Below are 13,778 nucleotides of genomic sequence, written 5' to 3'. Positions count from 1 at the left end.
AGACATCGAATTTGTTCCGCCATAGTTTAATGGCGATTCATGATGTATATCATTTCGATGTGGAACATGCTTTATTGAAACAGAAATCAAAAGTAAAATCATTCAATGGTTTCAGTAGTTGTTTTTCCTTCAGTTGGAGCGTATTTATAGAATGTCATTCCCGCTGACCCAAGAAGAATGATGACTACTAGAACACCAGTAACCCACATGATGATTTTCTTTTTCATATTTTTCACTCCTTAGATGTTATCTTTTCATTGCTCTTGCCTACTTAATTATTAATAATATCATGCAAAACTTGATTGTCAGATAATTACTTTTTAGGGAGTGGAATTTTGAAATCAAAACAAGAAAGAACAGCCGACGTCAGCTGTCCTCTTCAGTCTCCCCGTTACCTTCATGATCGTGCCTACCAACCTCTGATAAAAAACCTCCAGAGTTATTAATCATCCATTATATAAAACAAAAAATCATTGACTGATGGAAATTTCCTGGTTAGAATAGGGGCAAGATTTGAAAGGAGCGATAAACGTGGCATTTTTACAACTATACTGATATACACACATATTATGGAAAAAACCACTTTTTATAAGGGGTTATTTGCTGTGTGTATAGGATGGATATGTTGTAGGAGTTTTGTCGTTCTACCGGATATCTATGCCGATTTTTCAGTACACAGAGCCCTTCTGTGTACTTTTTTGTTTTGGAGGGATTTTTTACATGATGATGTTACTTTTCTATTGATGCGAGTTTGGGAGTTGAGCTCATATGGATTAGATAATCATTCAGCGGTGACTATAAAATAGGGGGAATGTAAATTGCAATTTCTATTATTCTTTTGATGCGGGCTTGAAATAGAAGCTCGTATCGATCCAAGCTATCGATACGAAATCACAAATTTCGGAGGTAGCGAATATGGAACAAATATGTTTTGAATTAGAAAATGTCGAAGTGACTTATTTAGATAAAGAGATATTGAAGATTGATCGATTGGCTGTACATCAATTTGACCGCATCGGCATCGTCGGGAAAAATGGTACAGGAAAAAGTACGTTATTGAAGTTACTTGCTGGAGAAATTCAACCGACAAGCGGAAAAGTAAAGGGTTACGTTGATCGCGGCTATTTTGAGCAAGTTGAAGCGCCTGCTGTTGCTGAAGCTGATCCAGCGTTACTGGGGAAATTAACAGTTCCGCGAAATTCAGAATCGCTAAGCGGCGGTGAGCAAACGAGGCTGAAGCTTGCCCAATTGTTTACCCACTATAATGAAGCGTTGCTAATCGATGAGCCGACAACCCACTTGGATCATGACGGCCTTTCGTTTTTACTTGATGAGTTACGTTATTACTATGGGGGGGCGCTTGTCTTGATTAGTCATGACAGGGCTATACTGGATGAACTCGTCACGACAATCTGGGAAGTGCATGAAGGCGAGGTACATGTATATTCAGGGAATTACAGCGAGTACATGGCACAGAAGCAGTTAAAACGTGAACAACAGACGCAGGCTCATGAAAAATTCATTAAAGAAAAGAGCCGGCTTGAAAAAGCGGCACAGGAAAAAATGAAAAAAGCTGAAAAAATCGCTCAAGCTGGAAGGTTGTCAAAAAAAGAGGCGAATGCAAAACCGAATAAAACGTTTATGACGAAATCGAAAGGCACAAGCCAAAAAGCCGCACAACGTGCAGCGAAGGCAATGGAGCATCGAGTGGAAAAACTTCAGGAAGTGGAAGCGGTACAAGAGGAAAGGCAAATCGTATTTCGCCAGTCAAAGCAATTGGAATTGCATAATAAGTTCCCGATAATGGCAGACCGGCTGACTCTTCAAGTGGAGGGGAACGTATTATTGGATGAGGTGAGTTTCCAGCTGCCGCTCGGTAAAAAAATAGCCATCACAGGCAGCAACGGCAGCGGTAAAAGTACTTTGCTGCACCATATTGCGAATAATGGTGCCGGTTTAACGGTTTCTCCAAAAGTAAAAATGGGTTACTTCCGTCAAATGAGCTATAGATTTGCAAAAGATGAAACGGTACTGCAATTCCTGGGGAACCGCTCGGAATATGATGAAGGATTTTTAAGAAGCGTCCTGCATTCGATGCAGTTTACCGGGACGGATATACTGAAAAGCGTTCAGTCCTTAAGTGGCGGAGAAGCGATTCGCCTCCAGCTTTGTCAGTTGTTTCAAGGGGAATACAACATTCTGCTATTGGATGAACCGACTAATTTTCTGGATATCACTGCCATTGAAGCATTGGAACGATTCATGGCTGGATATGAAGGCACGATCATATTTGTATCCCATGATCAAGCATTCATAAAGCAGATTGCCGATATTCAGTATAAAATACAGGCGAAAAAATTGGTTCAAGTGTGATTTTTACGTTTATGGAAAAATAAGCCGATGGAACAATTCCGTCGGCTTATTAATATAAGAGTAAATAAACACATTAAGGATGGATCGAAACCAATGTCCCGATTGGAACAATTCTTGATAATTCCTCCACGTCCCGATTATGCATGCGAATACAGCCTTTTGAGACGGCTTTACCAATTGAGCTGGGATCGTTCGTTCCATGAATGCCGTAGTGCTCCTTGGATAGACTCATCCACATCGTACCGAATGGGCCTCCGGGGTTGGGGGCTTTATTAATGATGATGAATTTTCCTACCGGTGTACCGAACAGCATTCTTCCAACGGCGATCGGATATTGCTTTTGCAATACTCCATTTTTTAGCAGCCTTAGCTTACGATTGTTAACGGACACATCGATCTGAAATGGAATGGTATCAGGAGGGGGAAAACCAGGGATCATAATGGGTTGGCCAGGATAAATGACATTTGGATTTATGGTCGGGTTAGCAGCGATGATTGCCGATAGCGGTTTCCGGTAGTCCCTGGATATCTGTGTCAGTGTTTCACCTGGTTTAACTGTATGAATCAGTCTGAACACCTCCATAGGTTATAGTTGTCATGTTTCATTCTATGTGAATTTTTAAAAGTGTTTCGTAACTCGCTGTTATCTGTTTTTAATGAAACTAATATGTTAAGTAACTAAGCCGAAAAGAAACCGAAATGTTCTTTTGATAAAATAAGTTTTTAGCGAGATGGATTTTTTGTTAGTTAAAGAGGGGGAATAAGGGTGGAGGAACATGTGAAAAAGGCTTTAATCGAATGGAATGAAGAAATCAGTGATGTGTTAAATGGGATAGAAAAAGAGTATGAAGAAGTTAAGCGTGACCTTCAGGTTTATTCCTATAAATTCAATATTACCAAACAGGTTGTACAATCCACTATAAATGATGAAATTATTCGAAACATCCGCGAGCTCTATCATAAACCTTTTGAGCAAAAATTGAATGAATTGAAAGAATCGATAAAAGAGCTGGAAGAAAAGAGAAAGGTTTTTCAAATGTTTGTCGATAAAATCGAAAAGGTTAGTGAAAGAGAAGAAGGAAAACCGCAAATATCAGTCATATAAGGCAGCGAAGGGCAGGATACTCATAAGTACTCTACTATTCTATACCCAAAAACTAGGCAGCGAATATACCTGCTTTTTTTTGCTGGAATTTGTAAAAAGCGTCCCTTGTTTACCCCAACATCAACCCGGGTACACTATCCTATAAAAAGGAAATGGGGGAATTCTATGTGGAATGCGGTCTTTTGGGGAGGGGTTTCGGGTTCTGCCGTCCTGCTTGGCGCACTTGCCGCTATCCTCATTCCGATCAAGAAAAACATCATTGGCTATATTATGGCCTTTGGTACGGGTGTATTGATTGGTGCCGCGGCATATGAGCTGCTTGCTGATTCGGTGAGTGATGGAGGAATCTGGGCGACGGGGATCGGATTCATAGCAGGGGCCGCCGTGTTTACCGCCTTGGATTTCCTTATTTCCAAAAAAGGTGCGGATAAAAGGAAACGGTCCAATAATAGCTCTTCGAAGGAAGCGGGCCTAGCCATTTTCATCGGGACGGTGATGGATGCCATACCGGAGTCGATCATGATTGGCGCAAGCTTAATAAGCGGCGGCTCGGTAAGCTGGCTATTGGTCATTGCCATCTTCATCAGTAATATTCCGGAGGGGCTCTCAAGTACAACAGGTCTGCTCAAAAGTGATTACTCCAAGAAGAAAATCATGCTGCTGTGGTTTTCCGTCCTGATCATTTCGGCACTCTCCTCGATGTCGGGCTATCTATTCCTCGATCATGCCCCGGACTATGTCCTGGCAGCGATGGCAGCCTTTGCAGGCGGCGGAATCATCGCCATGATCGCCTCAACGATGATGCCTGAAGCATTTGAAGACGGAGGGCCGATCACGGGCATATTCACCGCTGCGGGCCTGCTTATCTCTTTAGTTCTGGATTCGATGTAAGATTGTCCCCTTGGAAGGAAGGGGGGCAATTTTTTTTGTGAATTCTATCATAGAAGGAAATGTACAAGGAATCTATCTCGAAAAAGAATTGTTGGTGTTAAAATATCATTTCAAATCATACACTCTTCATATAGATTTTAGACATTGAGGAGCTGTTGGAAATGAACTTCGAGATGCAAATAGCGAATATGTTAGCTGATAATTTAAAAGGTTTCATTACATTCGTCCGGGAAAATCATGAAAATGAAAACAATTGCTTTTGTTTAAATAAAGATAAATTGTATCAATTGAAGCTTCTTGTTGAGGAGTTTAAGTTTCAAGTATTGGCCGATGAACTTAAACGGATCAACCGGTTTACCTGGGATGAAAACTATACGCACTTATTAGTTGATAGATTCAGAAAAGGGATGGCAATCATTGAAGAGTACGTTGAAAATAACTACAGCGATTTATTCATTTTCACCGCTAGACTTTACACGTTGAATAGCCTCAGCTTAACCTTTTGCAAGGAGGAAGAATCAATAGTCAGCTAATTTGGGCACCCGCGAAAAAAAGAAGAGCACATATTATGTGCTCTTCTTTTTTTTCATTATAGGGATAGTTGACCAAAAAGATTCTAATTCTATATGCTCCGAGCCCGATCTTATTTGCTTGGCATCGAAGAGATATATTTTTTGACCACTTCATACACATATTCTTGATTGGCTGCTGCTGTATTAGGGTTATATTTACCGCCATTCACTTTATTATTGGATAGCACCCGTATACCTAAGAAGGGCACATCGTAAGCTTTGGCGATTTGTGCTGCCGAAGCTCCTTCCATTTCTTCAACAGATGTACCATATTTCGTATGGAACCATTTAATCCGATCCACTTCATTATTCCAAACGTCTGCAGAACCGATAGTACCATCGACAACCTTACCTTTTGTGTAAGTATCCTTAACTGCATGAGCAGCTGCGAGTAAATCCTTATCTCCTTCGTAGAAGCGTGGTTTTTCAGCGTTAGGATCTTCTCCTGCACTTCCTTCAGAAGCCATTAGGTCCATTGGTTTCCATATGGTTGGATCGATTCCTTCGTTTACAGCTTTATCGGCCGTTTTTAATGAACCTAGGTTTACCGTTCTTTCTCCTAAAACAATATCAAAAACGTTTAAGCTTGGATCATGTCCGCCTGATGTCCCTTGATTGATGATGGCAATAGGGTTAAATCTTTCAATGGCCACTGCTGTAGCGGCAGCCGTATTTTCCATCCCTTTACCTGTTTTTGCAACGATTACAGGATAATTGTCTAAAGTTCCTATGTAAAATACAAAATCCCCTGATTTTTCTTCTTTAACATTTTTTAACCTTTTCGCGAAATTTTCAGCTTCGATTGGCATTGGACCTTGAACCATAATAGGCCTTTGAGTCTTTTTTTCGACCGCTTCATTTTTGGAAGCAGAACTGCAAGCTGCAATCACTGACACGAAAAGTAAAGTAATGATTCCTAATAGAGTGTACTTTTTTAACATGTTTTTTCTCTCCTTAAAAACAAAGTATCCGATTGTTTGAAACACTCGAAGTTGTGGTCAAAGAAAAAGGTCCAGAACGGCAGAAAGAATGCTGCCTTCTAGACCTACGATAGTCAAAGTATAGATGATCAAGCAAAAATGAAGCGATTGCTAAATCATTAGCTGCTCAAAAAGCGGGCGACCGAATACTTTAACTCGTAGTCTAGTTCTTTAAACTGGGAACCAGGTAGAAACGCTCAGACCATATTTCCGAGCATATACGAGTAATTACGATTATTACTTTGCTAATATAACAAACAAATGAGAGAAAATCAATGAAAAAGTGAACATTAAAATATAAATATAATATAATGTTCGTGTTTTTAGGGGTGTGGTTCGATGGAAAAGCTATTTTTTACAAGGTAAATGGGTTTTAGTGGGATTTGGACACAATCATAATGTGGGTGATTTTCGAATCGTATAATTTAAAGGCCAAGTCAGAGATAGAAGATTCGGAAGTGTCTCAACCCGAACATAACTTTAAAACATGACTATAGTTTAGGTGTAAATCTGATAGTTGATTTCCACTCCAGTTACTCGCTTTCCGCGGGCGGTCGTGAAGCCTCCTCGGCTTGCGCCTGCGGGGTCTCCCCTAGACGCGCTTTTCCCGCAGGAGTCTCGAACACCCGCTCCAATCAACTGGAACGTATTTTAAATGAAAAAACTATGGGCAAACTACTTTTCTTCTAATTTGGCTATAGTCTGGAGGGGGCGGAATGGCTTTTTAATAGTTTTTTTATGGCTTCCTCAATGGATGGAAGAAATTTGCGACACTCCGCCGAATAACTGGCTGGCCGAGACCCCACAGACGCTTGCGTCGAGGAGGCTTTGCAGACAGTCGGCGGAAAGGGAGCGGATTTCTGAAATCAACTGGAACGTTTTTAAAATAAAAAACTATAGTCAAACTGACTATTCATCTAGTTTGACTATAGTCTGGAGAGGGGGGGAATGGCCTCATCCCGAACCATATAGGGATGAGGCCAAAAAGCTTCTAATTCTTTATTAAAATAGTTAACCTTTTAAAGGTACTTTCCCTATGAAAGTATTCATTTGAATATCATAATGATTTTCAATATCCCTCCCAAGCCTGTTTGTAAGTTGGGTTAGCTTTTGTACTATATAGCTTAATTCAAAAACATTGTATAATTTATTCACTTCCCAAATGGATGCTAGTCTTGCGCTATTTCCAAAGGGAAGTAAAGAAATTATTGCTTCATCTTCATCAAATTCCAAAGAATAATATTTGAATTCTTGTACGTCTCTACCTTTTTTGTTTGTTTGTACCCATTTTAGTAAATAGAGATAAAATTCTAACAATGCAATATCCGCTTGGAAATATATATCATTATTTATTTTAATTGTAAGAATCCCCTCAACCCTTAATGCAACGGCAGGAGAATGCCTTAAATCAAAGGGAATAGAGTCTTTATCAGTTGTAAACTGATATTCAAATTCTACGCTATTGGATAACTTTTCCATATTTCCCCATCTTACTATATCACAATTTTTATTTTCTTTTCACCTTTAGTACCTATCTTTTATTCACTGTAATGACCAATGATAACTTATCATTATCATTTACAGAAATACTTATATTCTTGATTGCAAACTTTCTTTTATCCATTGATTTAAAAGCGTAATTTCACCCGTATCCGTATTAATATACATATTAGAAGTAATTTCTAGTCCTTCTGACTATAAATGAGAAGATATAGAAATTTATTTTTCTGAGTATTATGACATTAACGTTTATAAAGAATCTTTATCTACACCGAGCTCTTTTCCTGTTACTATCTTCTGTTGTTTCTTTAGAAATATATAGCATTATATTGTATTTTATTAATTGTCCAAACTATAATATTAATTTGGTCTAAATGAAGTAGTCACTCCTGGTAAAACGCTAAAGCGAGATTTATTTAATGCATATGCTGTACCTGTAAGAGTTGCATATCCACCGTTATTTTTATTCATTGTTACACCACCGCTAATAGTTGAACCTAAAGCTCCCATGCCACCTACAGGTGCATCTCTCTTAAAACCAGAATGGTATCTTAATTTTACAATACCTTTAAAATTATACGGCCATGCTGTAGCGGGTTTAACAGACCAATATACACTTCTACCTGTATCACTTGCTACAATACTAGCTCGTCCTCCAGGACCAGTAGCTGATGAATACGACATAGGATTATTCTCATTTATAACAACACTATTAGGATGATTAAAAATAACATTAGATATTTCTGTATCATTTCCAAAACTTCTAACTGTAATTTCATCGTCCATATAGATAATTTCACCTGTTTGAGCTAATTCTTCTAATTCTTGATCATCTTTTTGGCTGGAAAATGTTGGGGTGGCTGATACTAAAGAAAACAACATGAAAACTATTAGTAAAACGATCTTTTTCACAAAGTTTACCTCCTCTTCTATAATGTGTATTTTAGTTATATAATAAATAAAATATGAGGTGGTTAATTTGAAACAAAATCATGATTATTATCAAAATCTATTAAAAAGACTTTGTAAAGCTGATAATATTTCTCCTCGAAAACCTAGGTTTGAAAATATTGAAGATCTAGTAATTATTCATGTTAAAAATCATTTGAAAGAAGGGGTAGATTTAGAATGTTTTAAAATTTTAAATCTTATTTATCAAACAGTCGTGCCTTTAGGTATAAAATTCAATCAACAGTTATATTTATATCCAAATGGAGATAGATTAGATAGAGTAGCGATAACCTTTAACAAAAATGATTATATACTTTTAAATAAAAAACTAGAAAAAGGAGAGATATGAATAATCAATACATATTGGAGATGGCCTCCCTATAAGTGGGCTATTTTTTTTGGTCTTCCTCATTGTTTTAGATATGTCGGCTTGGTAAAATGCCAGCACCGCCAAAATTCGAAATACTACCCGAACCCTGCTGTAGAAAAGCCTTTTTATTCAACATTCTTCCCCTCCCCCCCCGATAATGTTTTTTTCTAGAAACAAAGGATATATTTACTATGTTACATTAAAACAATTAAAAACAAAAGAGATTTATAGTTAATAATACCTAGATGGTGTTAATTGATATTTAGGATTATATGCAAAAACTCCTACGGAAAAATCCATAGGAGTATGAGGTAAGGTTTTCTGATTTTTGGAAATCCTGTCCATATTCAAAAATATGCTTCGTACTCTTTCGGTGATCATGAATAGGGAGAAGGGATAATTGTGGCTATTAGAATTTTTGTCTCTGCTGAACCAATGCAACCTATTAGAAACTCAAGACATCCAATTATGAGCTGGAAATCGAGTGCCTGGGGTGGACCGCATCGTTCAAAGAAATAGAAAGAACCTTTGATCATTCCTATTCTCCAAAACGAGAAAGAATTCCAGAATCTCTAACATGGGTGACGGAAGTTCGTAAAAAAATGCGGTGTACAAAGCGCTATCAGCGCTTATCATCATCAACCAAAGTTATCACGACATTTCCTTTTTTATGTCCTAGCTCTACGTATTTATGAGCTTCGGGAATCTGTTCCAGCGGGTAGCGTTTATCAATGACCGATATTAATTCTCCAGTTTCGATTAGCTCTTTGAGAAATAGTAAATCTTCCGTACGTTCCTTTGCTATTCCCTGTCCTTCAACGGACACGTATCGCCCGTTCAGGGTCAGTGCTTTTTTGCATGTGGCTTTCGAGTTTTTCCCGACTGCATCAAAAATGATATCATATCGCTCTTGTCTTTCCGTAAAATCCTCTTCCGTATAATCAATTACTTTATCGGCTCCCAAAGCTTTCACCAATTCAAAATTAGCGGCACTGCATACTCCGGTAACTTCTGTTCCAAAGTATTTGGCCAGCTGTACCGCGGAAGTGCCCACCGAACCGGATGCGCCATAGATGAGGACTTTTTGTCCGTCCTGGATATTGGCTTTTCTGAAAAAATGCAGAGCTGTCGTTCCACCAAAAGAAACGGCGGCAGCTTCTTCATAGGTCATATTGGCAGGCTTCATTGCGATTGGGCCGTCTTCAGGTAAGCATGTGTATTCGGCATGGGCCCCGAAATTCATTCCAGTCATGGCAAAAATCCGGTCGCCTTTTTTGAATTTCGTCACATTCCTCCCCGTGTCTTCTATCTCCCCGGACAACTCCACTCCGAGTATCGGTTTTCGCGGTTTTCTAAGGCCCAGGAAGATTCGCATCGGCAGCCATAATAAGAAAGGGCTATTGAAACTTCGGACTCTTACGTCCCCAGAAGCCACTGTTGCCGCGTGAACCTTTACCAGTATTTCGTTGTCCTTTGGGCTTGGTTTAACTACCTCTTTGAGTTCCAGTACATCGGGTGAACCGTATTTCGTGCATACCATTGCTTTCATCGCAAGTCTCCTTAGTTTTTGATACAATCTTTTAATACTATGATGGAAGCTGTAAGATAAAACTAACGTAACTGAAGTAACTTCTGATGAAATGTTGAAAAGCAGTGATTATTCATGGGGATTCCTTGAGGCAATCAAGAGTACGTTCATTCGGATAATGCCGCGAAGCCTTTGGCTTTGCTGAGAAACGGCAAAAGGAGATTAAAGTATGACCATTAATGAAAGACCAAGAAGAATAGTTTTAGATTTAGCAGTTACATTAGATGGATTTATTGAAGGGCCGAATGGAGAAATCGACTGGTGCATTATGGACTCTGAAATGGGGTTCATTGATTTCTTGAATCAAATCGATACTATTTTTTATGGAAGAAAAAGCTATGATTTATGGGGGCAATATACGCCAGAAAATGAGGTATCCGATACTGAGAAAGAAATGTGGAATATCGTTCATGGCAAAGAAAAATTCATGTTTTCTAAAACGAAAAAAAGCACTGATAATAACGTAACGATCATAAATGATGATATTGTTGAAGAAGTAAATAAAATAAAGAATACGCCTGGTAAAGACATCTGGCTTTATGGAGGGTCAAGTCTTATTACATCTTTTATAAGATTGGGGCTGGTTGATGAATTCAGGTTATCTGTTCACCCGGTTATTTTAGGGGAAGGAAAACCTTTGTTTATAGACATAAAGGAGAGATTGAACCTAACACTGGTTAATACAAAAAGCTTTTCCTCTGGCGTTGTTCAACTATGCTATCATCTTAATGAAGAGTAATGGTTAAGCAATTTCCAGATTTATTTAACCATAAACAAAAAAACGCTGTTCTTCCTTTTGGAAGTAGCAGCGTTTTTTTTGTTACTTTAATGTCAAATTTACAAGCTGACTCCCTCATTCAGCATCTTCAATAATTCTTTCAAGGCGAAGGAATGGTAGGCATCTTTTTTGGTGATGACTCCGAGCTTCCAGTGGAGGTTGGAGTTTTTTAACGGGATGATTTTAACATTTTCGTTGGTTTGCTTTTGATAAATCGATCTGGGCAGGAGGGTGATGCCCAGTTTGGATGAAACGAGTTCGATGATCAAGTCCCATTGTGAGCTTTGGTATGAGATGTCAGGGGTGAATCCGTCTTTTTCACATGCCTGGATAATGTAATCATGTAAAGTGAAGTCTTCCGAAAAAAGGATGAATTTCTCATCTTTCAATTCAGTTAAGGTGACGGCTGAATGGCGGGCAAGTCTGTGCTCTTCATGAAGAAATAAAACGAATTCGTCCTCGATGAAGCTGTAAATATTGAAATTAGCTTCACTGGCAGGCAATACGACGATCCCGAGGTCGATTTCGCCTTCTTCGACAAGCTTGCCGATCAGCTTTGCGCCAAGCTCGACCAGCTCGAGGGAAACCTTCGGATAACGTTCTTGAAAGCTGCGGGCAATTTCCGGGAAAAACAGGGTGCCGATCAGCGGTGGGATGCCGATTTTCACAACGCCTGTTGTAACGTCCCTGAGGTCATCCAGGAGTACGTTCAATTCGGATAATGCCGCAAAGGCTTTTTGGCCTTGCTGATACACGATTTGTCCGGCATCGGTCAGGCGCAGGTGTCTCGTCGAGCGGTCGAAGAGTTCCACATTCAGCTCTTCCTCGAGTTTTTTGACGGCTTTACTTAAGGAAGGCTGTGTTAAATAAGAATTCGCGGCGGCATTCGTAAAGCTTTTATGGAGGGCCACTTCCATGAATGATTTTAAATCTCGTAATTCCATATCTGTCTCCTGTTTATTCGCAGTTCGAATAGAATGTATTCTTTTTATTCATTTTACTTATAAATAAAGTGGATGTAAACTATATGAGGATAAAAAATCAAGTATATATCACCCTATTTTTTTAAAATATTCTTTACTGCAGAAGTATGAGGAGAAAGGGCTTTAGTATGAGCTATATTTATGATGGTTTATGTTAATGAATATATTTCCATCCTATCAATCAGCCTATTCACCCTTCTCGGAAATGCGGACAAGGTAGGTTTATGAAGTTATTTTAGGATAACAAAAAGAGGGTATCTTTTAGGGTTGAAGCTGTAAGGCGGATTTTGAAGTCTGCAGCATAAGGGATTTACACATCAAGGGGGAAGCATGATGGAAAGCAAAACGATTTACATCACCTTGGAAAGAGGTGATTTCGAGTGTTAAGTATAATTGTAGGCTTAGTATTGCTGATGGCTTTGGCCTATTTGGGATGGTCCATCATTTGGGTGGCCCCGCTGGTGGCTGGAGTCGTAGCATTGATGAGCGGATTGGATGTATTTGATACGTATACCGGAACGTATATGACCGGATTGGTCGGGTTCGTTCAGAAGTGGTTCCCAATCTTCCTGCTGGGAGCGATTTTCGGAAAGCTGATGGAAGAAACGGGTGCAGCGAAATCCGTTGCCAAGAAGGTAACGCAGATCATTGGTAAAAAGAGGGCGATTCTTGGGGTACTGATCGCTTCCGCTTTATTGACATATGGCGGAGTCAGTTTATTTGTGGTCGTGTTTGCCGTTTATCCGATCGCACTTGCGTTGTTTAAAGAAGCAAACGTTACAAGAAGGCTGCTTGTTCCGACTTTTGCGCTTGGGGCATTCACCTTCACGATGACGGCCATACCGGGTACACCGCAAATCCAAAACCTGATACCGATGGAGTATTTCCATACAACACCTACTTCAGGCATGATCATCGGGATCGTCACTTCATTGATAATGGCAGTTGGCGGGTATTTCTGGTTATCCTACAGAGAAAGATCTCTTTCTGCTAAAGGAGAAGGATTCATCGAAGCGGATGATCCGGTTACCGGTTCAGAGCAAGATGAAAAAGTACCGAATTGGTTATTGTCTTTAGTTCCGCTTCTTATTGTTGTGCTATTGCTTAACGTTGTGAAATTGGAACCCATTTATGCTTTATTATTAGGGGTTCTGAGCATTATGGTCATCAATATCAAGGATTACAAAAAGTTCATTTTCTCTGTTAATGAGGGAGCGAAAGGGTCAGTGATGGCCATCCTGAATACTAGTGCCGCTGTTGGATTCGGGGCTGTCATTGCGGTTATACCTGCATTCGATAACATCACTTCTTGGCTGCTTAATATTTCGAGCAATCCGCTAGTTGCCGAATCTCTTGCCGTACAAATCATGGCCATCATCACGGGTTCCGCTTCAGGCGGTATGGGTATTGCGCTTAATGCACTTGGCGATACTTTTTACAGCTTGTCACAATCGACGGGAATCAGCCCGGATGTATTCCACAGAATGGCGGCAGTCGCTTCAGGTGCATCGATTTTTCCTAATAATGGTGCTCTATTGACCCTATTGGCGGTTACAGGATTGACTCATAAAGAAACATATAAAGATGTATTCGTGGTTGCGTTCATCATCCCGACCATTGCCATGATCGTCGGCATCATAATGGGTGCCATCGGTATCGTTTAATAAATATCGATACAAAAATTAGT

General features: G+C 39.5%; 14 protein-coding genes and 1 riboswitch. Of the genes, 7 read left to right on the top strand and 7 right to left on the bottom strand.

Annotated elements, in window-relative coordinates; translation table 11 throughout:
• Positions 1-98 precede the first annotated feature (98 nt).
• Positions 99-227 carry a hypothetical protein gene (locus tag MKX49_RS19530; protein ID WP_268750812.1) on the bottom strand — a complete coding sequence of 43 codons (129 nt, stop codon included), beginning with the start codon at positions 225-227 and terminating at the stop codon, positions 99-101.
• Between the two features lie 688 nt (positions 228-915).
• On the opposite strand from MKX49_RS19530, the gene MKX49_RS19525 reads away from it, so the two are divergent.
• Positions 916-2,373 carry an Msr family ABC-F type ribosomal protection protein gene (locus MKX49_RS19525; protein ID WP_340877421.1) on the top strand — a complete coding sequence of 486 codons (1,458 nt, stop codon included), beginning with the start codon at positions 916-918 and terminating at the stop codon, positions 2,371-2,373.
• Positions 2,374-2,446: 73 nt separating this feature from the next.
• Here MKX49_RS19525 and MKX49_RS19520 read toward each other — a convergent pair whose 3' ends face one another.
• The gene (locus tag MKX49_RS19520; protein WP_340878577.1) at positions 2,447-2,941 is read right to left on the bottom strand and encodes a L,D-transpeptidase family protein; all 495 of its coding nucleotides are present in this window, start codon (positions 2,939-2,941) and stop codon (positions 2,447-2,449) included.
• 198 nt (positions 2,942-3,139) lie between these two features.
• Here MKX49_RS19520 and MKX49_RS19515 point away from each other — a divergent pair, with 198 nt between their 5' ends.
• The 3 genes from MKX49_RS19515 (at position 3,140) to MKX49_RS19505 (ending at position 4,902) form a co-directional block, all read left to right on the top strand.
• Positions 3,140-3,478, top strand: a complete 339-nt coding sequence (locus tag MKX49_RS19515; RefSeq protein WP_034309801.1) for a hypothetical protein — start codon at positions 3,140-3,142, stop codon at positions 3,476-3,478.
• A gap of 165 nt (positions 3,479-3,643) precedes the next feature.
• Positions 3,644-4,369, top strand: a complete 726-nt coding sequence (locus MKX49_RS19510; RefSeq protein ID WP_252267569.1) for a ZIP family metal transporter — start codon at positions 3,644-3,646, stop codon at positions 4,367-4,369.
• Between the two features lie 161 nt (positions 4,370-4,530).
• Complete coding sequence (locus MKX49_RS19505) at positions 4,531-4,902, top strand: hypothetical protein (RefSeq protein WP_034309797.1); 372 nt, start codon at positions 4,531-4,533, stop codon at positions 4,900-4,902.
• Positions 4,903-5,012: 110 nt separating this feature from the next.
• Here MKX49_RS19505 and MKX49_RS19500 read toward each other — a convergent pair whose 3' ends face one another.
• The 3 genes from MKX49_RS19500 to MKX49_RS19490 form a co-directional block, all read right to left on the bottom strand.
• Entirely contained in the window at positions 5,013-5,882 is an 870-nt protein-coding gene (locus MKX49_RS19500) for a 5'-methylthioadenosine/S-adenosylhomocysteine nucleosidase (protein ID WP_340877420.1), read from the bottom strand.
• 178 nt (positions 5,883-6,060) lie between these two features.
• Positions 6,061-6,165, bottom strand: a riboswitch (purine riboswitch).
• A gap of 767 nt (positions 6,166-6,932) precedes the next feature.
• On the bottom strand, positions 6,933-7,400 hold the full coding sequence (locus tag MKX49_RS19495) for a DUF7878 domain-containing protein (protein ID WP_340877419.1): 468 nt from the start codon (positions 7,398-7,400) through the stop codon (positions 6,933-6,935).
• Positions 7,401-7,781: 381 nt separating this feature from the next.
• On the bottom strand, positions 7,782-8,333 hold the full coding sequence (locus MKX49_RS19490) for a hypothetical protein (RefSeq protein ID WP_340877418.1): 552 nt from the start codon (positions 8,331-8,333) through the stop codon (positions 7,782-7,784).
• Between the two features lie 67 nt (positions 8,334-8,400).
• Here MKX49_RS19490 and MKX49_RS19485 point away from each other — a divergent pair, with 67 nt between their 5' ends.
• Positions 8,401-8,721, top strand: coding sequence for a hypothetical protein (locus tag MKX49_RS19485; protein WP_251543176.1), 321 nt, complete (start codon positions 8,401-8,403; stop codon positions 8,719-8,721).
• Between the two features lie 643 nt (positions 8,722-9,364).
• Here the strand turns inward: MKX49_RS19485 and MKX49_RS19480 are convergent.
• Entirely contained in the window at positions 9,365-10,291 is a 927-nt protein-coding gene (locus MKX49_RS19480) for an NAD(P)-dependent alcohol dehydrogenase (protein ID WP_340877417.1), read from the bottom strand.
• A 208-nt stretch (positions 10,292-10,499) separates the two neighbouring features.
• Here MKX49_RS19480 and MKX49_RS19475 point away from each other — a divergent pair, with 208 nt between their 5' ends.
• Positions 10,500-11,069 carry a dihydrofolate reductase family protein gene (locus MKX49_RS19475; RefSeq protein WP_336866154.1) on the top strand — a complete coding sequence of 190 codons (570 nt, stop codon included), beginning with the start codon at positions 10,500-10,502 and terminating at the stop codon, positions 11,067-11,069.
• A 98-nt stretch (positions 11,070-11,167) separates the two neighbouring features.
• Here MKX49_RS19475 and MKX49_RS19470 read toward each other — a convergent pair whose 3' ends face one another.
• Positions 11,168-12,052 (bottom strand): LysR family transcriptional regulator, encoded by an 885-nt coding sequence (locus MKX49_RS19470; RefSeq protein ID WP_251543182.1) that lies wholly within the window; start codon positions 12,050-12,052, stop codon positions 11,168-11,170.
• 419 nt (positions 12,053-12,471) lie between these two features.
• Between MKX49_RS19470 and MKX49_RS19465 the strand changes: the two genes are divergently transcribed.
• Positions 12,472-13,755 (top strand): GntP family permease, encoded by a 1,284-nt coding sequence (locus MKX49_RS19465; RefSeq protein ID WP_340877414.1) that lies wholly within the window; start codon positions 12,472-12,474, stop codon positions 13,753-13,755.
• Positions 13,756-13,778: the final 23 nt, after the last annotated feature.

It is taken from the genome of Peribacillus sp. FSL M8-0224 (genome assembly GCF_038003055.1).
Classification (GTDB): Bacteria; Bacillota; Bacilli; order Bacillales; family DSM-1321; genus Peribacillus; species Peribacillus frigoritolerans.
Note: the sequence above shows the minus strand (reverse complement) of the source record. Positions and strands in the feature narration are given on the sequence as shown.

Excerpts from the sequence above, each read along its gene's own strand:
- MKX49_RS19530 (WP_268750812.1), bottom strand. The coding sequence starts at position 227 with ATGAAAAAGAAAATCATCATGTGGGTTACTGGTGTTCTAGTAGTCATC.
- MKX49_RS19525 (WP_340877421.1), top strand. The coding sequence starts at position 916 with ATGGAACAAATATGTTTTGAATTAGAAAATGTCGAAGTGACTTATTTA.
- MKX49_RS19510 (WP_252267569.1), top strand. The coding sequence starts at position 3,644 with ATGTGGAATGCGGTCTTTTGGGGAGGGGTTTCGGGTTCTGCCGTCCTG.
- MKX49_RS19505 (WP_034309797.1), top strand. The coding sequence starts at position 4,531 with ATGAACTTCGAGATGCAAATAGCGAATATGTTAGCTGATAATTTAAAA.
- MKX49_RS19500 (WP_340877420.1), bottom strand. The coding sequence starts at position 5,882 with ATGTTAAAAAAGTACACTCTATTAGGAATCATTACTTTACTTTTCGTG.
- MKX49_RS19495 (WP_340877419.1), bottom strand. The coding sequence starts at position 7,400 with ATGGAAAAGTTATCCAATAGCGTAGAATTTGAATATCAGTTTACAACT.
- MKX49_RS19480 (WP_340877417.1), bottom strand. The coding sequence starts at position 10,291 with ATGAAAGCAATGGTATGCACGAAATACGGTTCACCCGATGTACTGGAA.
- MKX49_RS19475 (WP_336866154.1), top strand. The coding sequence starts at position 10,500 with ATGACCATTAATGAAAGACCAAGAAGAATAGTTTTAGATTTAGCAGTT.
- MKX49_RS19470 (WP_251543182.1), bottom strand. The coding sequence starts at position 12,052 with ATGGAATTACGAGATTTAAAATCATTCATGGAAGTGGCCCTCCATAAA.